This window comes from Paenibacillus sp. FSL R10-2734 (assembly GCF_037963865.1).
GTDB lineage: Bacteria > Bacillota > Bacilli > Paenibacillales > Paenibacillaceae > Paenibacillus_AQ.
The window spans coordinates 1,823,904-1,845,710 of the sequence record NZ_CP150170.1; the positions used below are offsets into that span (position 1 = coordinate 1,823,904).

A 21,807-nucleotide genomic window follows, 5' to 3' on the forward strand; every position below is an offset into this window, starting at 1 on the left:
TCAATAATGGACAGGCACATTCGCTTGCGAATTTAAGAGGCTAACCTAAGAGTGCTTCCCCAATATAGCCGCCATTGCGGATACCTGGGAAGCAGGCGAATACCGCGCTGCCTGTATGAGTCATATATTCGTTTAGCCGATCACTTTTGGAAAGGCGCTGCTGGATCGCAACAAATTGCTTCATTAAATCCCGTTGAAAGCTGATGAATAACAAACCCGCATCCAGTTGACCCGTTGCGGGATTTAAACCACTGGAGAAGGAATAGGAGCGGCGCAGCATTTTGACTGTGCCGTCACCATGCGCTAAGGCGGAATGCGAATCCGGTGGGATGACGGGCTTTCCGGAAGCATCAGCCGCTTTGAGATTCAGATCATCGAATTCAACCTTTGCACCGATAGGCGCTCCGTTATGACGATAACGGCCGAAGGTGGCTTCTTGATCGCTAAGGGAGGAACGGTCCCAAACCTCAATTCGGAAACGTACACGGCGAACTGCCATATATGTGCCACCGCTCATCCAAGAAGGACCGTCACTGCTGCTGTTCCAGACCACTTCGTTCATTTCTGATTCATTCGTAGCATCTGGATTTCCAGTACCATCTTTGAAGCCTAGAAGGTTTCGCGGCGTTGCTCCCTTAGGATCTGCTGCACCTGTGCGCTGGAAGCCTTCCTGTGTCCAGCGGAGCACGGCAGTGCCACGGGCAATACGTGCCAGATTTCGGATGGCATGGAAGGCCACCTGCAGATCATCAGCACATGCTTGGACACAAATATCTCCACCACACCACTTCGGATCCAGGTTATCTCCCGTAAATGCTGGAAGATCGGCTAATAGGGTTGGACGTTTGGAAGATAAACCGAATCTGTTATCAAAAAAAGAAGGTCCGACACCAAAGGTAAGCGTACAACGCGAAGGATTTAAACCATCCACTTCACCTGTATCGGAGGGTGGGAGATTAGGATTGTCATTGACGTCGCCAATGAGGCTGCCAGTAGTAAGAGAAGCGGCAGCAGTTGTCCATGCCTGCATTAGCTTTTGTACATCGGCCAGCTTCGTTGTGGTGAGATCGAAGGCTGCGAAGTAAATAAAATTCTGCGCAGGTGTTAGAATTCCGGCCTGATGACTCCCGTAGAAAGGAATGGAATCATTATTGGAGGTTACTGCTGGCTCAGCTACGGCATTACGTGCAGCCATAATCCCCCCAACGCCTCCACCACCTAATAGTAGGCCAAGGCTAGTGGCGCCAGTAAGCCGCAGCATATCGCGGCGGCTTAGTTTTTTATCTAATATAGGATTGCTCTTGGATTCTTCATTGAGAGGGGTACCCTCTGAATTTGCTGGTAAACCGGTGAATCTGTTTTGCTTATTCATGATGGTCACACTCCTAGAATAGTTCCCATGTTGGACAATGGCTCAGCTAAGGCATCCAAATTCTGACTCAATTTACGCACGTCATCTTCTTTTAGCTCTTCATAGGAAACATAGCCATCTCCAGATTTGAAAGGAGCAAGCTCAGCTTGCAAGGCTGCGAACCGTTCACCAATCGTTTTTTCCAGCTCAGCATCTTTTTTCGCCAGTTCTGGCTTTAACAGCTCGTATATCTTTTGGGCGCCTTCAACATTAGCGACGAAATCATACAGATCTGTGTGGGAGTAGCGTTCTTCCTCACCTGTTACTTTGGAAGAAGAAACCTCATTAAGGAGTTCTACAGCACCAGTAACGAGCAGGTTGGCATCGATCTCTACGGTCTCCACTTTTGCACGCAGAAGCTGTGCATCCTTCAATAATTGCTCTGCAACTTCGGTCATATCCTTGGTTGTATTATCCTGCCAGAGCGCCTTCTCAAGCTTGTGGAAGCCGCGCCATTCAGCAGCATCTACGTCATTCTCGCGGGCATCAATATTCGGGTCCAGATCACCAAGTGCTTCTGCAATCGGCTCAATTCGCTCGTAATACATGCGGGCTGGCGCGTAAAGTGCCTTCGCATCTTCAATCTTTGCCTCTTTAACTGCGTTTGTGAAATTCTCTGTTTGCTTTACAAATTCATCACATTGCTCAATGACATATGTACGATATTGCTCAACAGCAGAAGTGAAGTCGGCAGTCGTTGCAGTCGTTGCTGTGGTGCTGTTTGCAGCAGCATTTGTAGAATTATTGTTGCTAGTGTTACTGTTGTTGTCGTTGTTACTCTTACTGGCACATCCGGTAAATAGTATGGAGGCTGCAAGTAGACCTGCAGGCACGGCATATGTGAATTTCATTGAATAAAACACCCCTTTTTTTATATGTGAATGATAATCGTTATCATTTATGCTGGATTTATCATAAGTCCGTATACATTTACTGTCAATATAAAAATGTGATTTATCTCATAGTTTGAATTGCACGACAAAAAACTCCCAAGGGTTGGGAGTAGGGTTTGACAAATGTATCCAATTGCATTCGGGAAAAGGCAGGTTAATGTTTATTCTGTACGGTTAAAGAAATGGAGCTGTCTCCCTTAAAAACTTCGTTTGATTTGATGACATATCTGCTCGTACGAAGCCGCTATCGGACACAGCTGACCTTAAACGAAGCTTTTTTGGAGATTTGGAGCGTTATCGGACCTCATAGTCGCTATTGGCCTGAAAAACACCCAATATTGCTCTCTTTTTTAGGAATAGCTGCAATGGTGTCCGAAACTCTGCGTAAAAGGCGATAAATTTACTAATAACGTCATCTGGGTCCGTAACCCTCAAAAGGAGAGGACGAATATACTACTGAGATAGACATTGAACGACAAGCAACACAAAACAGCGATTCTCCAATTATGCTGAATCGCTGCTCTGTGGTTTTACGATTTTTATAATGAAGTGGGCCATCTCATTTATTAGAAAAAGCTACTTATGCGACAGTCCCATTCTGTATCGTCTTTATTTTATTGTTCATTATGGGATTCACGTTCCGCATTGGGATGATTCTCGAATACTTCTGCCGCTTCCTCAGCAGAAAATTCCGGTTCGAATTTACCCACTAGTGGCAATTTGTTTAATTTCGTAGTTTGTACCTCTGCTTTAGTAGGTTGATTATTTTTCGAGTTGCTCATACTTACACCTCCTTTAATAAGAAACAACAAGTTGTAGTTTGCCCTGTAAGGAGATGATTTTATCCAAGAAAATTTCAGGTTTTTGCAGGTGAATGTCCTCACTAAAGCGGTGTAATAAGCTTCGGATGGTTAAGCCCATTTTGTAGTTATGACAGCACCATTAACTTCATCAATACATAATATGTTTTGACTGTATCCCTTTACCTTGTTATACCAAACAAACCCAGGGCAAGGAGGGGTGACACCATTGAAGGGGAACGAACACCACAGCAAATTTCTGTTGACTCATCGTGAGCGCGAAGTTTTTGAGCTTCTCGTGCAGGACAAAACGACTCGTGATATCGCTGGTTTATTATTTATCAGCGAAAAAACAGTTCGGAACCACATCTCCAATGTAATGCAAAAATTAAACGTTAAAGGCCGTTCACAAGCGGTTGTCGAGCTGATTAAGCTTGGGGAGCTGAAAATATAGCTGGCCATGTCTTCGGAAGTGACGCGTTTAAGCCTTCTCCACCTTTAGGGGTGTGGGGAGGTTTTTTGTTTACTCACCAAAACAACTGAATAGTGTGTTAGGTCACAATCTAATTTTCATGAAATGATATATTTAAGCTATTAAGGTAATTCAGGAGGATCTGTTATGACCAGATACGAAGAACAAAGGCGCTTTCTAAAATCTAATTTTAATGAATTTAAACATATAAAAACAGATAAGATCAAAGGACTTGCACAACCACCAATTGTTAAGCTCGTTGATTCGAAATCATCTCTAATTATTGATTTGCCAAAAGTCAGTAAAGACGTTGTGTGTAAAGAAAATATTTTTGATTGCATAGATCAAAGAAGAAGTACAAGGTTTTATTCTGAGGAGAATTTAAGTCTGAATGAGTTATCCTATTTATTATGGGCTACCCAAGGGATTACTGGTATGAATAAGAACGGACTCACGCTGCGAACTGTACCATGCAGTGGGGCGACACACACTTTTGAAACCTATTTAATTATTATGCGGGTAGAAGGGATCCAACAAGGAATCTACAGATACCTTCCTGTCGAACATAAGCTATCATTTATGTTTGAATTAGCTGAACTTGAACAGAAGATTGATGCTATTACATTAGATCAGCCATTTGTCCCTAACTTTGCAAAAAAGGCTTCTGTACTGTTTGCATGGAGTACAACACCATATCGCTCCGAATGGAAGTATGATATTTCAGCTCACAAAAAAATTCTCATCGATGTTGGACATGTATGCCAGAACCTTTATTTATCCAGTGAATCTATCGGTGCAGGTGCTTGTGCCATTGGAATCTATGATCAAAAGCTGATTGATGAGATTTTAGAATTAGACGGTGAGGAAGAATTTATTATCTATCTTGGCGCAGTTGGGAAGAAACGAAAATAGCTACTCGCGAATAGACCACCATCAACACGCATCGAAATATAGCTGGCCATGTCTTCGAAAGTGACGCGTTTAGGCCTTCTCCACCTCTAGGGGTGAGGGAAGGTTTTTTGTTGTGTCCGAAATTTTAATTTTGGCTGCAGTTTATGGATTGACGGATATTGGGAATGGTTGTAAAATCATGTTAAAGTTAAAACCTTTAAACTTTTGGAATAGTTTTGATGCTTTTCACAAAGGTGAAACTGACATTCAATGTTCGATTTCCAGTCAGAACGTAGTTTTAGCGAGATGAGTTAATCTTTTTTTATTTCCTTAAAAGTTATATCGTTTAAACTATTGAACTTGGAGGCATAGAAACTTAGATGAACATTCATGATGTAGCCAAAAAGTCGGGGCTCTCTGTAGTGACCGTATCCAGAGTTATTAACAATTCACCTTCTGTACGTGAAGGCAATAGGCGGAAAGTGCTTAATGCTATGGAGGAATTAAATTATCAGCCCAATTCAGCGGCGCGGAGTCTCGTGCGTGGCAAGACTGGAGTCATCGGTATGTCGATTACCAACTTTAACGACTCTTTCTATGACCGCGTGATTCGCGTGGTGAACCGGAAGCTGGCAGAACAAGGTTACTTCTTGGCTCTGTCCATAGCGGAGAATGAGGATGAAGGCGTTAACTTCCTATTTCAGAAGGACCGCGTGGACGGGATTATCCTGTTGTCTCCGCTTGAGGAAAAAGAATATGTGGAGGAGCTGAAAAGAAAAAATATTCCGTTTGTCTTGCTGGATAACCAGCTCCAGCATGAGGATGTTCCCAGTGTCGTCGTCGATAACTATCAAGGGGGATATGAAGCTACCAAGCACTTGATTGGTCTTGGACACACCCAGATCGCCTATATCGGTGGCCCTTCGGTGTTCCTGAGTGTAGCGGAGCGCAAGCGGGGTTATGTACAGGCGCTGGATGAAGCGGGACTAATGCCCTTCGGCACGGAATATTGCGGATTTACGGTAAGTAGCGGTTATGAGGTGGCCAAGAAATGGATTCGTGAAGATAAGCTGCCGACAGCCATTTTTTCCGGAGACGACTTTATTGCTCTCGGTGTTGTTCAAGCCCTGCGTGAGGAGGGAATTCTGGTACCTCAGGATATCTCAGTTGTTGGCTTTGATGATCAGCAGTTCGTAGGTGAATTTTTTCCCCGATTGACGACAGTCAGACAGCCTGAGGCGCAAATGGGCAGTATTGGTGTTGATTTGCTGATGAAATTAATCAATGGGGAGGTGATGCCAGCTGTTGTAACGAAGCTCGCTCCTCAGCTTCTCGTGCGTGAATCTACCGCATCTGTAAGGTTAACCTAAATATTAGGAGTGAAACGAACTGTGAAGTACTTTTTGGGAGTCGATGCAGGGGGCAGCAAAACCTACGCAATGCTTGCAAATGAACAGGGAGCGGTCATCGGTGTGGGCAGGGGAGGGAACGGGAATCATCAAAATAATCGTGAGCAGGCGGAGAACAGTTTGCAACAGGCCGTATCGGGAGCGATTATGGCGTCAGGGCTGACAAAGGATCAGTTGGAGTATTCCTGGTTTGGTCTGGCTGGAGCAGACAGAGAAGCTGATTTTCGAATTTTACGACCAATCATCAGCAGCCTCGGCCTTCCCCGAACCGAGATTTCCTGCGATACCTGGATTGCCTTGCGATCAGGTACAGAGAGTAATTATGGGATCGTGTTGATCTGCGGCTCGGGAGTGAACTGCGCGGGTAAAAATCCGCGAGGCACTACATACCAATGTGGTGGATTTGGCTACCGATTCGGTGATTACGGCGGCGGCTATGATCTAAGTATTGAGGTATTCCGTAGCGTTCTTCGGGCGGATGAAGGAAGAGAGAAAGAGACTGTCTTAAGCAAACGCTTAATTCGTTTGCTGGGCTATTCCAGTGTTTTGGAGTTAAGAGAGGATTACCTGGATCATTCCAGAGACTTGCCTCCCCATATTGCTGAGCTGCTGTTTCAAGCGGCAGATGAAGGGGACCAGGTTGCCATCGGACTGCTGACCAAGCAAGGGGATGAGCTGGGTTTGGCGGCGGCATCGACAATCCGCCATTTGGCTATGGAGGAGGACTGCTTTGATATCGTACTTGCAGGCAGCCTATTGACCAAGGGAGATCGCTCAGGCATCATCCGGCGGGCCATTGAGCAGAGAGTGAAGCATTTAGCTCCACACGGCAGGTTAAGGATTTTAACCCGGGAGCCGGTTGTAGGCTCGGTCGTTCTGGCGATGGAAAGCAGCGGTATGCGTGTAAATCAGGAGGTTCTTGATCGTCTATCACTGGGTAAGGAGGGGCTATTATTATGAAGGAGACTTTGAAGCTCGTTGTCATCGGAGCGGGTTCATCATATACGCCTGAGCTTATTGAAGGCATCATCATGCATCACAAAGAGCTTCCCGTCCGCGAAATATGGCTGGTAGATATTGAGGCGGGAAGGGAAAAGCTACATACGATTGCGGAACTGAGCAAGCGCATGATTGCTGAGTCCGGACTGCCGATTACCGTGGCCCAGACGCTTGAGCGCAGGGAGGCCATCGCCGGAGCAGACTTTATCTGCACCCAAATCCGGGTGGGCATGCTGGAAGCGCGAAAATGGGACGAATTCATTCCACTTCAATACAATGTCATCGGTCAGGAGACGACGGGTCCCGGAGGGATGATGAAAGGCCTACGGACCATCCCGGTCATTCTGGATATTTGCAAGGACATCGAGGAGCTAGCTCCGGATGCCTGGTTGCTGAATTTTACGAATCCGGCTGGTATGGTGACTGAAGCTGTTCACAAATATTCATCGGTAAAAAGCGTAGGCCTGTGCAACTCTCCGATCGGTTTTCAAAAGTGGCTCTCCGAATTCTTCGGACTTCCTATGGAGAAGATCTACGCGGAGTTTGTCGGCATCAACCATCTGCACTGGGTATCCGATGTCGTGATTGACGGTAAGAGCAAGCTACAGGAGCTCATAGATTTCCCCCAGAGCTACAAGGCGAGCAATGTGCCGTTTGATTCCTGGGACTACCGTTTTCTGAATGCTTTGCAAGCCATCCCCTCTTATTACCTGAGCTATTACTATCTGACGGACGCGATGCTTGCGGAACAGAAGGAAGCAGCAGCATCGACCGGATCGCGCGCTGAGGTAGTGAAGAAGGTGGAGGAAGAGCTGTTTGAGCTGTACCGGAACGCAGAACTGAAGGAGAAGCCAAAGCAGCTGGAGCAGCGCGGCGGAGCCTATTACTCGGAGGCGGCAGTGCTGCTAATGCGCTCCATTTATAATGACTCCCGCGATATCCAGACATTGAATGTAAGGAATAACGGAATGATGGACTTCTTGCCGGACGATGCCTCCATTGAGGTGAACTGTTTGGTAACTAAACAAGGTCCGTTGCCGATTCCGCTGCGCAAAATTCCTCAGTCCGTCAAAGGCCTGCTGGCCGCGGTCAAGCAATACGAGAGCCTCACGATCGAGGCGGCTGTGCACGGAGACCGGGATATGGCCTTGCTGGCTATGGTTCATCATCCGCTCGTGCCTTCGGTCACCGTAGCTGAACAGCTGCTGGATGAAATGCTGGAGAAGAACAAATCGTTTTTGCCGTTGTTTCACTAGAATCGTCCTGAGGAGGAAAAGCGGATGAACACGGCCGAGAAACCGCGTAGATGGAAGAAATTTACCAGTCAATTGGATTTGCAGTCCATGGTTTGGCCGGGAATTATCTTTGTATTCATTTTTAGCTACATTCCGATGTATGGCGTGGTCATGGCATTCCAGCAATATGATATTTTTGGCGGCATTATGAAGAGTCCCTGGGTTGGATTTATGCATTTCAGAATGTTCTTCGAGGCGCCGGAGTTCTGGAATGTGATGCGAAATACCATTGTGATTAGCTTGCTTAAATTGATTATCTCTTTTCCAGCCCCGATTCTTCTGGCACTGATGCTGAATGAAATCGGGAATATGGGCTTTAAACGCGTGATCCAGACCGTCAGCTATTTACCTTATTTCCTGTCTTGGGTTATTGTATCCGGTTTTGTATTTTCACTGTTATCCGTTGACAACGGAACGGTGAACTATGTGCTGGAGCGATTCAACCTGGCCCAGGAGCCAGTTAACTTCCTGGCGTTACCCAAATACTTCTGGTCCATTCTAGTAAGTGTAAATGTGTGGAAGGAGGTCGGATTTGGGAGCATTGTTTATTTGGCTGCAATTGCAGGCATTGATCCGACCCTATATGAGGCTGCTTCTATAGACGGAGCAAGCCGGTTTAAGCAAATTCACTTGATTACACTCCCCAGCATTACCCCCATTATCATCATCTTTATGATTCTTGCCATCGGCAGTCTGCTCAGTGCGGGCTTCGAGGACATTTTGCTGCTGGCAACCAATCCTATTCTGCGACCCTACTCCGATGTTATCGACACCTATGTGTACCGTGTTGGGATTTTGAATGCCCGATTCTCTTATGCGACAGCGGTAGGGCTATTCAAAGCGGTGATCAGTGTCATTCTGCTAGTGATGGCCAACAAAATCGCCCGCCGGGCGGATGTTAGTCTCTGGTAGGAACTACTACTCATAGCGAATGCTTCCGATGCAAGTTTTATTGCGATGTATGGACTGTAAGTAATGCTCCATAAAACTTTTAGGAGGGGTGAACGATGAGACTAAGCCTAGGCGACAAAATCATGCAGCGGACTATTTATATCCTTTTGACGCTGCTGGCGCTACTCATGCTGTACCCGTTTTGGAACGCGCTCGTCATTTCCTTTAATCTAGGGAGCGATACGGCGCTCGGCGGTGTAACCTTGTTGCCAAGAGCATTTACCCTGGAAAATTATTATATTGTGTTTCAGGATCATCGCCTGCTGAATTCTTTTCTGATCACCATTCTTAGAACGTTGAGCGGCACAGTAGTGTCTGTCTTCTTCACGGCTCTGTTAGCTTACGGAATGTCTAAGAAGACATTGCTTTTTCGAAAACAATATATGGTGTTCTTCATGATTACGATGTTCTTTAGTGGAGGGCTTATCCCTAGTTATTTACTAGTTCGTTCTTTGGGTATGCTGGACACCTTTTGGGTTCTAATTATCCCCGGCATCATCAGCGTCTGGAACATGATTGTCATCCGCACCTTCTTCAACGCTTTGCCGGAGGGACTAGAGGAGTCGGCCAAAATCGACGGCTGCAGCAACTACGGCATTTTCTTCCGAATCGTCATTCCCGTCTCCGGCCCGGTGCTGGCTACAATTGCTCTATTTACTGCGGTTGGTTACTGGAACGACTGGTTTACGGGAGCGATCTATATTACTAGTGACGATCTGCTTCCTATACAGACCCTGCTGCGGCAGGTTATGAACTCCAACATTATGACCCAAATTGGCTCATCGAATGCTATTGCGCTGGATCATATGAACCGAAATCGGACGATTACCACGAAGTCACTGACTATGGCTACGATGATGATCGCTACTATTCCGATTATCCTGACGTACCCTTTTCTCCAAAAGTACTTTGTTAAGGGCGTAATGATCGGTTCATTGAAAGAATAGCAGTCTCCATATTATGTAGAAAGAAGGGAAAAGAATGGGCAATCGTATGAAATGGGTATCACTTTTGCTGACTTCGCTGGTGCTTCTTCTCGCTGCCTGTAGCGGAGGGGGAAATTCTAACACTTCACCAAACACAAGCGATAAAAATCTGAATACCGAGGTCGCCACAGATGACGGCAGCGGGATCAAGCCCGTCACCTTCAGCTTCTATGGAAACTACGACTGGCTTACGACATCACCATGGGGGGATAATGAGGCGACAAAATGGATTCAGGAGAACCGTAAGGTTACAGTTAAACCGATTCAATCCGGAGGAGCGGCCGGAGAAAAGCTCAACACGATGATCGTCGGCGGCGATTTACCGGATGTCATCTTTACTGACCGGGGATCCTCAGTGGAACGGCTAGTGCAGGCAGGGCAACTCGTTGCGCTGGATGATTACTATGACAAGTATCCGAACTTCAAGAAATATGTGAAGGAATCCACCCTGAATTTGCTCCGTTCAGAAGACGGGAAAATCTATCAAATCCCGAACTGGTATACATCCGGACAATTTGGCAACGGCGGATGGATGGTGAATAAAGATATTTATAATGAGCTCGGTAGACCGGCGCTAGAGACCTTTGATGATTTGTATCAATATTTACTCTTGGTACATGAAAAGTATCCGGATGTTGTACCTCTGGAGGTTGGTGAGAAGGGGGCAGGTCTGGAAATCATGTATGGCGGTTTTAAGGAGAACTCCACCAGTAAGTTCATTTCACTCATGGGATATCCGGAAGGCGACAAGCTGTCATCTATCTTGGACGATCCCGCTTACGAGGAGATGGTGCTGTATATCAATAAGCTGTATCGTGAGCGGCTGATTACGCAGGATGCACTGCAGCAAACCCAGGATGCGGTCAAAGAAAAGGTCAATACCAGCCGGGTAGCGGTCATGGTCGAATCCAATATCACTACGTATGGAGCCGAGGGACACCGGGCACTGACAGCGAGCAATCCAGACAGCGGTTATGAAATTATTATGCCGATTCATAAAGCTGGAATAGACAAAACAAAAGTGTTTGTAAGCGGTTTCGAGACACTGGGTTGGAACGTCAATGTCATTACGAAAAAGGCCAAGGATCCGGAGGCCATCTTCGCTTACTTTGACTGGATTACGGGTCCGGAGGGACAGAAGGTGCTTTTCTTCGGTCCTAATGGCTTGTACTGGGATGAAGAGGACGCGGACGGAGCACCAATCCCGAACGAGAAATACAAGACGACACCTGCTAACGAGCGTACGGAAACGATGAGAAAATTCGAGGACTTTAACTGGGCGGGAAATACGACCTTTATTGATACGGCGAAAATGAGCCTCGAGGCGCTGCTTTCCGCGAACCAGAAATCATGGGAGACAGTGGCGCAGTCCACGGTGACCTGGAAAACCGCGCTGGACATTACGGAATTTGTAAATACCGATCCGCTTCCGGATACGGAGATCGGCATCATCGCACAGAATGTCGGGGATATTTATACTCTTGCTTACGCACAGATGGTGCAGGCGAAGTCGGATGAAGAGGTATTATCGGCACTGGAGACAGCCAAAAAGAACACCCAAAAAGCGGGGCTAGATAAGCTGCTTGAGTTCAGAACCGAAAAATGGCAGGAAAATGTTAAGAAAATCAACCTGGCGAAATAACTCTTGTTTGAAGGTTAAATAAGACTATGATGTGGAGGCGAGATTAATGGCATTTGCGCTGAGATCGGGGTTCATAGCAGTGTTAAGCTTCGTGTTGGTTTCTTCGATAGCGGGTGGTTCCGTGCCGGCCCAGGCCGAGGAGGAGAGTAATCCCCCTTTCGAAACGGAAGTTATTGTACGGACCGTAAACCAGTTTAAGAACACGGCGGATGTCCAGAATTTCATCCAGCTATCCACAAGCTACGGTGTCGATGTCATCAGCATGAACGTGAAGCAGGATGAAGATGATGAGGTCCCGTCCGGAAGTGTATTTTATCAGAGTGACATTGCTCCGATCGCGCAAGGCTACGAGAATTTCGATGCCCTGCAGGCTGTCATTACGGCAGCCCATGCCGCAGGAATCAAGGTTCATGCCTGGATTCCCCAGTTCCATGATCAGCAGGCCTTTTTGGAGCACGATGAATGGCAGATGCAGGCGCTGGTTGATGGGGTTCAGACTCCGTTTACAGGTTCTAATGGCAACGAATACTTTGTCAATCCGATTCACCACGAAGTGCAGCAGTATGAGCGTTCCATCATTCAGGAAGTGATCGAGAATTATGCTGTTGACGGTGTTGTGCTAGACTGGATTCGCTTCGACAATTACAACATGGACGTCAGTGATTACACGATTGCGAAGTATCAGGCTCAGTTCGGGTATTCACCGCTCAGCATTGATTTCGATACGGATTCGCCTCAGCGTGAGCAGTGGAATGAATGGAGGACCGATCAAATTGGACAGTATGTAGGCGATATTCGTGAGGGTATCACCCAATCTTCGAAGCCGGATGTGCAGCTCGGCGTGTATATTTTGCCGCCAGAATTCATTGAGGTTGGACAGAATGTAGCCAAATTCAAGGATGATATCGACTTTGTTGCTCCAATGGCGTACTTTGATGACTGGGAGTTCAATAGTGATTGGGTATACAGCACTTCCTACGGAATCCTGAAGGATACGAGCGACCGGATCAGTGGCAGTGACGTGGAGATTGTAGCGACACTGGATAATGACTGGACTGATGATCAATATCAGGAGATTTACAAGGGAATTCGCGAGAATTATCCGGATGTGAAGCGCCTTTCGTTCTTTGCCTACGGGGCCTGGCCAGAAGATGAATTGGCCAATATCAAGGAACGTGAAACCTGGCCGACGCCAGGCTGGACGGCTCCGGTAGAACAAGACTACCCGGCCCAGCTACCAGCCGGATGGAAGGCTCGAAATATCGGTTCCATGCCGGGGAACGCCACCTATAATTCTTCCAATAAGCAATTTACACTCAGCAGCAGCTCTACGGATATTTGGGGAAATGGAGATCAACTGAATTATATATACCAATCCGTGAGAGGCAATGCGGAGATTATTGTTAAAGTGCAGTCCACTAGCCGATTGGACGGCTGGGCCAAGGCCGGCATTATGATTCGGGAGTCGCTGGATCATAATTCGAAGCACGCGGATATGATGCTTACCCCCGAGAATGGAGCAACCTTCCAGTATCGTGTAGAGACCGCGGGCAATATGGCCGACCATACTGCGGCTGCCTCGGCTCCAAGATGGCTAAAGCTGACCAGAAGTGGAAATACCTTCAAAGGGTCTATTTCGACAAACGGGAATAACTGGCAAACGGTCGGAACTGTTCAGATTCCGATGAGTAACAAGGTGTATATTGGCATAGCGCTCAGCAATCCGGGGGATGATTCGAGGAATAAGGCTGTGTTTGGAAATGTGAAGATTACAGATTAAGTCGATTGCAATCGCATCTCTACAGCATCATTCGATTGACAGCGTTAATATTCCATTGCTTGCCTAGAGAGCAGCCGAAGATTGGGAAAGAAGACATCCACCTCCGAAATACGGGTGAATGTCTTCTTTCTTTGCTGTTTACACAGACTTCGGAATCAGAGGTAGCATTTCCTCATAGTGTTCTGAAAATGTCATTTATCGTGTAATACAAAGCATTAAGTTCTTCCATATAAACTGTTTTTATTTTGGTCATATCAGGATTGTCACTTATCATTTCCATAAATACATCCGGATCATTAATGATACCATTAAGACTTGCGCGCTTTAACAATTCTGCATCGGAAATATCATCCTTAAACGATAATCTTAAGATTTCCATAGTGTCGTTTACAATACCTTTGAAATTTTCCTCTTCGCCATAGAAAGTTGCAATCTTATTTAAAAAATCTGCATATTTATCTGGTATTCTTGGATTTTCAGAAAAAGTTATCATTTATATCTTCTCCCTACATAAATCAAATTTTTAAATAGTTTTAAGCAATTGGCCAGCCGATGAAATCATCTAAATGTAGTCAGGAACATTATAATTGGATTTGGAACAATTGGCGGTTAAAAATGATACAGTAATAAGCTAGAGAGGTACTTTCAAGAATTGATTATCCATATACAGGTGAGGAGTTTGCACAGAGATTCAAATACGCGTTTAAGCCTTCTTCGCCCTTATAGTGGGAAGGTTTTTTGTTGTTTATGCATATTTGCTAAAAGAACATTCAATTGATAATCATTCTCAATACATATATAATTAATCCAAAGTAATGGGAAGCAGGGATGAGCATGGAGCGTAGCAATGGTCTGAATGAAGAGGAAACGATTGATGCCCATAAGACGCTTACATGCGAGGGGTTTAATTTTACTTACCAGCTGGATGGGAGCCACTTTGAGATAAAACCACCGGTCGAACTAGGGGAAGGTAGCTGCCGGAGCCTGCTTACGCATGGTTATCTTCAGATGACGGATTTTGATCTCCGATTTAACCGGGATATTGAAGCGAAGGGCGAGTTTAGAACACCGCGTACGGAGCTTGTATTCTGCATGGGCCATGGAATTGAATGGGGAACCTCGCTTAAGCAGGACTATTTTGCCATAGGTACAGGAGAAAGTGCGCTGCTTCACGGCGGAGTAAGAAGTGAGAATTGCACGTACCTCAGCGGAGCGGGCTACCGATTCCTAAGCATAGATATGAGTCCGGCACAATTTGAGCGGATGACCAGCGGCTTGACCGAGGATACACGGCTCCGAGCCGGAGGAGGAGCTGGTTTGTTTTTTGGCAAAAACGGTATCACACCATCTATCCGACTCATTCTGTCACAAATTGCAGATTGTTCTTATAGTCAGGGTATGCGGGAACTCTATCTGGAAGGAAAAATGCTGGAACTAATGGCTGTCTATCTCAACGAATCTTTATATGAAGCTGATCGGATTTCCCACTCAGTCAAGCTATCTAGAGATGATATGGAGAGCCTGCGACTAGCCAAGGAAATTCTGCAACGTGATTATTTACATCCACCGACGCTAGCTGGGCTCTCTCGCATTATTTGCCTCAATGAGTTCAAATTGAAGAAGGGCTTTAAGGAAATGTTCGGTTATACTGTCCATGCCTATGTGATCGAACAACGGATGCAGAGGGCGCAGCAGCTGCTGGAACAAGGAAATGTGACTGTAAGTGAAGCAGCTTCCAGGGTCGGATACGGGAATGTCAGCCATTTCTCTGCAGCTTTTCGCAAAAAGTTCGGTGTGCGTCCAGGAGAATATTTGATCAGCAGTAGACAGCGTTCTGTAGGGACTTGGATGTAATCACGTATCGGAAATAGATGCTCCTGATTTGATTAATTATAATCCCGGAAGCGGTAGCAACCGTGAACAGCGTTCTTATACACTAGTGCACAGAGAATCATTCTCAGTGCACTTTTTTTGTGCGTAATTATCAAGAGTGGGGGAACAGCTGTGAGTAAAACCAAAACTGGCATGTCGAGACTGCTAGAGATTGCCGGAGAGAAGCGGGGCCTGCTGATCCTGTCTGGCGTATTGTCATCTGTCAGCGCAGTGCTAATGCTGGTACCATTTTTATCTGTTTATTTCATATTGGCTGAGCTACTGCGGCATGCCGCGTCTCCTGGACAGGTCGATGGTGATGCGATGATTCGCTGGGGATGGATTGCACTCGGTGGATTGATCGGAGGTCTGGTGACCTCGTATTGCGGTATTATGTGCTCGCATATTGCGGCTTTTCGTATTCAGTATAATCTGCGTGTGCGAATGACCGAGCATTTGGGCAGACTGCCGCTCGGCTTTCTGAATGGAACTTCGACCGGTGCAGTGAAGAAGACGCTGGAACAGAATGTAGACAAGGTGGAAAATTTCGTAGCACATCAGCTTCCTGATCTGGTTAGCGCACTGGCGTCTACGGTGCTGATGATTGTGGCGATGTTCTGGTTGAGTCCGCCGTTGGCTATAGCCTGCCTTCTACCGATCCTTATAGGAATGGTTGTGCAGTCAGCACTTATGATGAGCGGTAAGGGAAAAACCAGTGTGAAGCAGTATCATGATTCTTTGGAGCAGATCAATGCTTCGGCGGTGCAGTATGTGCGGGGGATGCCAGCGGTGAAGGTGTTCGGGCAGACGGTGCATTCCTTCCGAAAGTTCTACAGTGATATGACCAGATACCGTGATTATTGTCTGGAGTTTACGGATCGTTATCAGTCAGGTTATGTTCTGTTCAAAACATTGCTGGCCTCCTCGTTTACCTTTATTTTACCGGTGGGTGTTTTTATGCTAAGCGGTCAGCCGGATTCCATGTCCTTTGCGCTTGTGCTGCTGTTCTTTCTAATTATGGCACCAGGCGTATCATCTCCGCTCTATAAGCTACTTATGCTGGCTTCGAGCACCCGGGATATCGGCGAAGGCGTAGAGCGGATGGATCGTCTTTTGGCACAGCAGCCTGTACCAGAGATAACAATCCCGCTGTCACCGCATGCTTTCGACGTTGAATTTACGGACGTAACTTTCTCCTACAGTGAAGAAGAGGGGGCTACGGCTGCGCTCAGCGAGGTTTCTTTCCGGGCAGAACAAGGGAAGGTTACAGCGCTGGTTGGACCGTCAGGTTCAGGAAAATCGACGGTGGCCAGCTTGGTGCCGCGGTTCTGGGACCCGCAAGAGGGTGCTATCCGTATCGGTGGAGTAGATATCCGCCATATGGCGATTCATGAACTGATGAATACAGTTGCTTTTGTATTTCAGGAGACCTTCCTGTTCTATGACACTTTGTATGAAAATATTGCCTTCGGCAAACCGGGAGCCACGCTGGATGAAGTACAGGCTGCAGCAAGAGCTGCACAATGCGACGAGTTCATCTCTCGGCTTCCGCAGGGATACGATACGTTAATCGGTGAAGGTGGCGTCTATCTCTCCGGCGGTGAGGAGCAACGAATTGCGGTAGCTCGAGCCATCCTCAAAAATGCTCCGGTACTTGTACTCGACGAAGCGACTGCTTTTGCCGACCCGGAAAATGAGCATCACATGCAGTTGGCACTAACGGAGCTTATGCGTGGCAAGACGGTTATTGTCATTGCCCACCGTCTGTCCTCTATTCGTGAAGCTGCACAAATATTGGTACTGCGTGACGGGCAAATCGTGGAGCGCGGAGATCACGATAGTTTGATTGATCTCGACGGACTTTATACTCAAATGTGGTATGCCTACAGTGGCACCGGAGATTGGCATATGGAAAAGGGAGGGGAACAGCTATGAAGGTATTGCACAATATTACTGCTGGCAAACCGCAGCAGCTGCTGAAGCCCGTGTTGTTTTCCTTCCTGGCTAACATAGTCAGTGTGCTTCCGTTTGCGCTTGTCATTGAGGCGGTGCGGTTAATTTTTGCTCCTTATATTACGGTGGGTGCAGAGCTTCAGATAGAACGGCTTTGGTGGATTTGCGCGGGTCTAGTTGCTGTCATGGTACTGATGTTCCTGAGCGAGATTCCCGCTTACCGCACTGCATACCGCGGGGCTTACAATGTTGCGGCGCAGGGACGGGCGGAATTAGCAGAGCATCTGCGTAAGCTTCCGTTAGGCTACCTGACTCGCCGTGACCCCGGCGATCTGGCCAATATGATGATGGGCGATTTCACGCTGGTTGAGACAGGGATATCACATCTGCTGCCACAGCTTGCAGGGGCTTTTGTGCTGCCGATATTCGCACTTGCGGGTTTACTGTTCCTCGACTGGCGGATGGCAATTTCCATGTTTGTGGCGCTGCCGGTTGCCCTCCTAATTATGTATCTGTCAGGCAGACTGCGGCGGAGACTCGGAGCGGATCATATGAAGGCCAAATTGAACGCTGCGAACAGGCTACAGGAATATTTGAATGGTATTCGGGTGATGAAGGCCTACAACCTGACGGGAGAACGATTTGTCCGTCTGGATAGCTCTTTTAGAACTTTGATGAAGGAAAGTGTGAAGCTTGAAGGGATATTCGGACCGGTCATTCTAACGGCTATGGCTCTTCTTCGTGCGGGTCTGACTTTAATGGTATACGTTGGTGTTCATCTATTGTTAGGCGGGGAGCTCGGTATTCTGCAGCTGGCGGTATTCCTTATTGTCGGCACACGCATCTATGATCCACTGACGACGGCGCTCGCCAACTATGCCGAATTCCGGTACAACGAACAAGCGGGTGAACGCATCGTAGACCTGCTTCGCCAGCCGGTAATGACGGGTACTACAGCTCCACTTCCCGAGAGCAGTACCATTCGCTTTGACAATGTTACCTTCGGTTATGGAGGTGACCCTGTTCTCAAACAATTAAGCATAGAGCTGCCGCAAGGCTCACTGACCGCGATCGTGGGTCCCTCCGGCAGTGGGAAGAGTACAGTGCTGCGCTTGATCTCGCGTTTCTATGATCCTGACGAAGGAAGTGTACTGCTAGGCGGACGCAATATTAAAGATATTGATCCAGAACATTTGCTAGGGTCTGTGTCAGTTGTGTTTCAGGATGTGTACCTGTTCCAAGATACCATTGGAAACAACATTGCCTTTGGGCGGCCGGGCGCGTCGCAACAGGATATTCAAAAAGCAGCAGAAATGGCCCGCTGCCATGATTTTATTATGAAATTGCCTCTTGGTTATAACACGCCGGTAGGGGAGGGTGGCAGTACGCTTTCTGGAGGGGAGAAGCAGCGGATCTCCATTGCTCGCGCGATTCTTAAGAACGCTCCAATTGTATTACTAGATGAAGCTACTGCATCGCTGGACCCGCAGAATGAGGCTGGAATCCAGAAGGGAATAGATGCGCTGATTACGGGCAGAACCGTTATTGTTATCGCCCATAGGCTGAAAACCATACGCGGTGCAGACAACATTATTGTACTGGAAGACGGCCGATTGGTTGAGCAGGGACGACATGAAGCCTTACTACTACGCTGCGGATTGTACGACCGTCTCTGGAAGCTGCAACAGCAATCCGTTGGATTCCGCATCACATCATAAGAAACGCCAATCTCACTTTTAGGAGGACAAACGCATGGCTATCACAAAGGATGAATCCAACTGGCCGATTATTAGCCTAAGTCTGGGAGAGAATTTTGATCAGGAGACGGTAGAGGAATATATCTCTTATTGGGAAGAACTGCTCTCCCGCCGATCCCCCTTTGGTCTGATCATGCTGCATTCCTCAGAGAAGAACGCACGTCCAGAGCGTGCAGTCACACAGTCGTATATGAACTGGTGCAAGCGGAACAAACATGAAATTGCTCAATATTGCTCAGGCATCGCGGTTGTTATGCAGAACGCCAAATTGCTCGCTCTCTACAAGCCGGTAACGGCAGTATCTACTAAAAGAACCTACGGTTGTCCCGGAGGCGCCTTCGCGAAAGAGGCTGAGGCTGTAAAGTGGCTGGAGGAACTACTGGCTCAAGCAACATCGGGTGCGAAAATTTAATATAGCCGGCTATGTCATCTTCGAAGCGGCAAGTTTAAGCTCTCTTCACCCTTTAGGGTGGAGAGGGCTTTTTCAACGAGTTACGTTAGGCAAGTAGTCACCTATCATTTGACAATGATAATGGTTATCGTTTACGATTTTTGTTTGTATAGGGATTTGCAGCTGCAAAGGATTAGCATGCTATTGGAATTGGGAGGATTAACAGTGAATTGGGAAGAATACATCCAGATATGGGACACTTCATGGATTCAACTGGTGGATATTCGCCAACATGTGATACGTAGAGAGAGTAAGCAGCAACATGTACTCCCAGCTAGTAGTTTTATATTTGTCGTGCGAGGGCAAGGTACGATCTGGTTGGATGGTGATCGGCATCCATTAGAACGATTCTTTGTCTTACATGCGGGAAAAGGAAGTAACATCAAGTTCGAGGTTGGACATGAGGATGTCACCTACTATTACATTTTATATAGAGGTAGTATTTCTACTAAAGCTAGTAAAACAATATTGAAATCCTATCATATAAATAACCCTTTTCATCTGCAATATGCATGTAAACCTATTTCTCCGGTTGTGTTATATCGTCATATGGAATCGATGTATGAGGAATGGAATCGCAGACCGGCTATGGAACGGTTCCAAGCGAAAATCCATTTTTATCAGTTCGTATATACGCTTGTACAGCAGTTACAGCTTCAGGGAGTTGCACTTAAAGAAACAGATTTAGTGGAACAGATCATTCAATACATTCACAAACATTATAATGAGCCTATTTCACTTGAATCTATGGCAGAAGTTTGGAATTATAGCATTCAATACTTATCGAGGCAGTTCAAACGCCGGACAGGGAGAAGTCCCATTGAATATGTAATTCAGACGAGGATGGCTAAAGCGAAGGAGTTACTGATTCAAACCGATGCCACCGTTCAGGAGATTGCTGTAAACGTAGGTTATAGTGATGTCTTTTATTTTACCCGTCTGTTTAAGAAGCAGGTTGGAACGACGCCAGTTCAATACAAAAATAAGGTGAAGACAGGTTTGATCGTTTCAGATAGTCCATGGCAAGAGTTCTTATCCTCCATGGGCAAATATTCTTCTGCTTGTTATATTGATGATGATAATCATTATCAATTGAAACTTGAAGGGGATAAACAGATGTTAAAGGGGATCGAAACGAAAAAAGGATTAATGTTAATGCTTGTGCTTACACTGTTACTTGCAGCTTGCGGAAATGGGAACACTAGCCGTAATAGTAATGCGGGAGCAGAACCAACCCAAAGTAAACCTTCCAATCAGGCCATTGAAAATACGGGTTTACGGAAAATAGCAACGGTCATGGGGGATGTTAATGTTCCAGCCAATCCCCAACGTGTTGTAGTTGATTGGGATTTGGGGCCAGTCTTGGCCGTTGGGGTAACACCGGTTGGAGCATCAAATACCCAACTGGAGTATTCTCAGTTTCTCAAACCTTTCTTAGATGAGACGGTACAAGATATAGGGGCAGAAGGAAGTATTTCTTTTGAGAAAGTATTAGAGCTAGCGCCAGACGTTATCATAACGTGGAATAAAGATGCTTATAGCAACTATTCTAAGATCGCACCGACCGTATTATTTGATACAAGTAAATACGCAACGATTCAAGAAGAGATTACAGCTATGGGAGAAATTCTTGATCGAGAAGAAGAGGCTAAACAATTTGTGGCAGATTTCGAAAAACGTAAAATAGCTGCCCGCGAAAAAATTAAAAATGTAATTGCACCAGATGCAACTATTTCTATCGTAGATTATATCACGGTAGAGAAATTTTTAATGGTCATTGGTAATCAAGGTGAGAGAGGCGGCAGAGCTACTTACGATATTTTGGGTCTGAATCCCACTCCAAAAGTTCAAAGTGAAATCATTGATAAGGAAATGAGCCGTGTTGAAGTTTCTTGGGAAACGGTAAATGATTATGTAGGTGACTATGTTATTGTCCTTACAGTAAAGGACAAAGAACCGCCTCAGTTGCCAGCAACATGGAAGATGTTGGATGCAATCAAAAACAATCGAGTGATTGAGATTGATATGGAAAAATATTTTGCAGCAGATTCGTACTCCTCCTTGTTACAAGCTGAAGATATTGCCGACAAATTATCGAAGCTGGCTTCATCGAAATAACCTTATTGGATTGAATCTACCTGAAGTCATTTAAATAAAAAGACGAAGCCCATTATGGCTTCGTCTTTTGTAGTTTTGCATACCCTTTTCATCCTCATTGTTTTTAGCTTTATAGATGGTAGACCCA

The 21,807-nt window shown here is 46.3% G+C and carries 18 protein-coding genes; 14 read left to right on the top strand and 4 right to left on the bottom strand.

Features of this window, described 5'->3' with window-relative positions:
• Window positions 1-40 precede the first annotated feature (40 nt).
• From efeB to NSS67_RS08125, 3 genes are all read right to left on the bottom strand, one after another.
• Window positions 41-1,372: an iron uptake transporter deferrochelatase/peroxidase subunit gene (gene efeB / locus NSS67_RS08115; RefSeq protein ID WP_339319079.1), complete on the bottom strand. Its 1,332-nt coding sequence runs from the start codon at window positions 1,370-1,372 to the stop codon at window positions 41-43.
• A gap of 5 nt (window positions 1,373-1,377) precedes the next feature.
• Window positions 1,378-2,262 carry an iron uptake system protein EfeO gene (efeO, locus tag NSS67_RS08120; protein ID WP_339319080.1) on the bottom strand — a complete coding sequence of 295 codons (885 nt, stop codon included), beginning with the start codon at window positions 2,260-2,262 and terminating at the stop codon, window positions 1,378-1,380.
• Between the two features lie 656 nt (window positions 2,263-2,918).
• Window positions 2,919-3,086: a hypothetical protein gene (locus NSS67_RS08125; protein WP_339319081.1), complete on the bottom strand. Its 168-nt coding sequence runs from the start codon at window positions 3,084-3,086 to the stop codon at window positions 2,919-2,921.
• Between the two features lie 247 nt (window positions 3,087-3,333).
• Here NSS67_RS08125 and NSS67_RS08130 point away from each other — a divergent pair, with 247 nt between their 5' ends.
• From NSS67_RS08130 to NSS67_RS08170, 9 genes are all read left to right on the top strand, one after another.
• Entirely contained in the window at window positions 3,334-3,558 is a 225-nt protein-coding gene (locus NSS67_RS08130) for a LuxR C-terminal-related transcriptional regulator (RefSeq protein ID WP_019908812.1), read from the top strand.
• A 165-nt stretch (window positions 3,559-3,723) separates the two neighbouring features.
• Window positions 3,724-4,488, top strand: a complete 765-nt coding sequence (locus NSS67_RS08135; RefSeq protein ID WP_339319082.1) for a SagB/ThcOx family dehydrogenase — start codon at window positions 3,724-3,726, stop codon at window positions 4,486-4,488.
• A gap of 359 nt (window positions 4,489-4,847) precedes the next feature.
• Window positions 4,848-5,837 carry a LacI family DNA-binding transcriptional regulator gene (locus tag NSS67_RS08140; protein ID WP_339319083.1) on the top strand — a complete coding sequence of 330 codons (990 nt, stop codon included), beginning with the start codon at window positions 4,848-4,850 and terminating at the stop codon, window positions 5,835-5,837.
• A gap of 21 nt (window positions 5,838-5,858) precedes the next feature.
• The gene (locus NSS67_RS08145; RefSeq protein ID WP_339319084.1) at window positions 5,859-6,836 is read left to right on the top strand and encodes a BadF/BadG/BcrA/BcrD ATPase family protein; all 978 of its coding nucleotides are present in this window, start codon (window positions 5,859-5,861) and stop codon (window positions 6,834-6,836) included.
• Window positions 6,833-8,131, top strand: a complete 1,299-nt coding sequence (locus NSS67_RS08150) for a 6-phospho-beta-glucosidase (RefSeq protein ID WP_339319085.1) — start codon at window positions 6,833-6,835, stop codon at window positions 8,129-8,131. Before NSS67_RS08145 ends, NSS67_RS08150 begins: the two co-directional genes overlap by 4 nt.
• Window positions 8,132-8,155: 24 nt before the next feature.
• Complete coding sequence (locus NSS67_RS08155) at window positions 8,156-9,082, top strand: ABC transporter permease subunit (protein ID WP_339319086.1); 927 nt, start codon at window positions 8,156-8,158, stop codon at window positions 9,080-9,082.
• Between the two features lie 95 nt (window positions 9,083-9,177).
• Window positions 9,178-10,068 carry a carbohydrate ABC transporter permease gene (locus NSS67_RS08160; RefSeq protein WP_339319087.1) on the top strand — a complete coding sequence of 297 codons (891 nt, stop codon included), beginning with the start codon at window positions 9,178-9,180 and terminating at the stop codon, window positions 10,066-10,068.
• Between the two features lie 34 nt (window positions 10,069-10,102).
• Entirely contained in the window at window positions 10,103-11,749 is a 1,647-nt protein-coding gene (locus NSS67_RS08165) for an extracellular solute-binding protein (RefSeq protein ID WP_339319088.1), read from the top strand.
• Between the two features lie 46 nt (window positions 11,750-11,795).
• A complete protein-coding gene (locus tag NSS67_RS08170; protein ID WP_339319089.1) occupies window positions 11,796-13,529 on the top strand; it encodes a family 10 glycosylhydrolase in 1,734 nt (577 codons plus the stop codon).
• A 172-nt stretch (window positions 13,530-13,701) separates the two neighbouring features.
• On the opposite strand, the gene NSS67_RS08175 is transcribed toward NSS67_RS08170, so the two are convergent.
• On the bottom strand, window positions 13,702-14,022 hold the full coding sequence (locus tag NSS67_RS08175) for a hypothetical protein (protein ID WP_339319090.1): 321 nt from the start codon (window positions 14,020-14,022) through the stop codon (window positions 13,702-13,704).
• A gap of 341 nt (window positions 14,023-14,363) precedes the next feature.
• Between NSS67_RS08175 and NSS67_RS08180 the strand changes: the two genes are divergently transcribed.
• The 5 genes from NSS67_RS08180 to NSS67_RS08200 all read left to right on the top strand — a co-directional run bounded on the left by NSS67_RS08180 (window position 14,364) and on the right by NSS67_RS08200 (window position 21,680).
• On the top strand, window positions 14,364-15,383 hold the full coding sequence (locus NSS67_RS08180) for an AraC family transcriptional regulator (RefSeq protein WP_339319091.1): 1,020 nt from the start codon (window positions 14,364-14,366) through the stop codon (window positions 15,381-15,383).
• A gap of 171 nt (window positions 15,384-15,554) precedes the next feature.
• On the top strand, window positions 15,555-17,336 hold the full coding sequence (locus NSS67_RS08185; RefSeq protein ID WP_339320541.1) for an ABC transporter ATP-binding protein: 1,782 nt from the start codon (window positions 15,555-15,557) through the stop codon (window positions 17,334-17,336).
• Complete coding sequence (locus NSS67_RS08190; RefSeq protein ID WP_339319092.1) at window positions 17,333-19,072, top strand: ABC transporter ATP-binding protein; 1,740 nt, start codon at window positions 17,333-17,335, stop codon at window positions 19,070-19,072. Before NSS67_RS08185 ends, NSS67_RS08190 begins: the two co-directional genes overlap by 4 nt.
• Window positions 19,073-19,106: 34 nt before the next feature.
• Window positions 19,107-19,523, top strand: a complete 417-nt coding sequence (locus tag NSS67_RS08195; protein WP_339319093.1) for a hypothetical protein — start codon at window positions 19,107-19,109, stop codon at window positions 19,521-19,523.
• 204 nt (window positions 19,524-19,727) lie between these two features.
• Window positions 19,728-21,680, top strand: a complete 1,953-nt coding sequence (locus tag NSS67_RS08200) for an AraC family transcriptional regulator (protein WP_339319094.1) — start codon at window positions 19,728-19,730, stop codon at window positions 21,678-21,680.
• The last annotated feature ends 127 nt before the right edge of the window (window positions 21,681-21,807 follow it).

Bases quoted from the DNA above. Each gene is read 5' to 3' on its own strand.
- efeB (WP_339319079.1), bottom strand. From the start codon at position 1,372: ATGAATAAGCAAAACAGATTCACCGGTTTACCAGCAAATTCAGAGGGT.
- efeO (WP_339319080.1), bottom strand. From the start codon at position 2,262: ATGAAATTCACATATGCCGTGCCTGCAGGTCTACTTGCAGCCTCCATA.
- NSS67_RS08125 (WP_339319081.1), bottom strand. From the start codon at position 3,086: ATGAGCAACTCGAAAAATAATCAACCTACTAAAGCAGAGGTACAAACT.
- NSS67_RS08135 (WP_339319082.1), top strand. From the start codon at position 3,724: ATGACCAGATACGAAGAACAAAGGCGCTTTCTAAAATCTAATTTTAAT.
- NSS67_RS08140 (WP_339319083.1), top strand. From the start codon at position 4,848: ATGAACATTCATGATGTAGCCAAAAAGTCGGGGCTCTCTGTAGTGACC.
- NSS67_RS08150 (WP_339319085.1), top strand. From the start codon at position 6,833: ATGAAGGAGACTTTGAAGCTCGTTGTCATCGGAGCGGGTTCATCATAT.
- NSS67_RS08155 (WP_339319086.1), top strand. From the start codon at position 8,156: ATGAACACGGCCGAGAAACCGCGTAGATGGAAGAAATTTACCAGTCAA.
- NSS67_RS08160 (WP_339319087.1), top strand. From the start codon at position 9,178: ATGAGACTAAGCCTAGGCGACAAAATCATGCAGCGGACTATTTATATC.
- NSS67_RS08165 (WP_339319088.1), top strand. From the start codon at position 10,103: ATGGGCAATCGTATGAAATGGGTATCACTTTTGCTGACTTCGCTGGTG.
- NSS67_RS08170 (WP_339319089.1), top strand. From the start codon at position 11,796: ATGGCATTTGCGCTGAGATCGGGGTTCATAGCAGTGTTAAGCTTCGTG.
- NSS67_RS08175 (WP_339319090.1), bottom strand. From the start codon at position 14,022: ATGATAACTTTTTCTGAAAATCCAAGAATACCAGATAAATATGCAGAT.
- NSS67_RS08180 (WP_339319091.1), top strand. From the start codon at position 14,364: ATGGAGCGTAGCAATGGTCTGAATGAAGAGGAAACGATTGATGCCCAT.
- NSS67_RS08185 (WP_339320541.1), top strand. From the start codon at position 15,555: ATGTCGAGACTGCTAGAGATTGCCGGAGAGAAGCGGGGCCTGCTGATC.
- NSS67_RS08190 (WP_339319092.1), top strand. From the start codon at position 17,333: ATGAAGGTATTGCACAATATTACTGCTGGCAAACCGCAGCAGCTGCTG.
- NSS67_RS08195 (WP_339319093.1), top strand. From the start codon at position 19,107: ATGGCTATCACAAAGGATGAATCCAACTGGCCGATTATTAGCCTAAGT.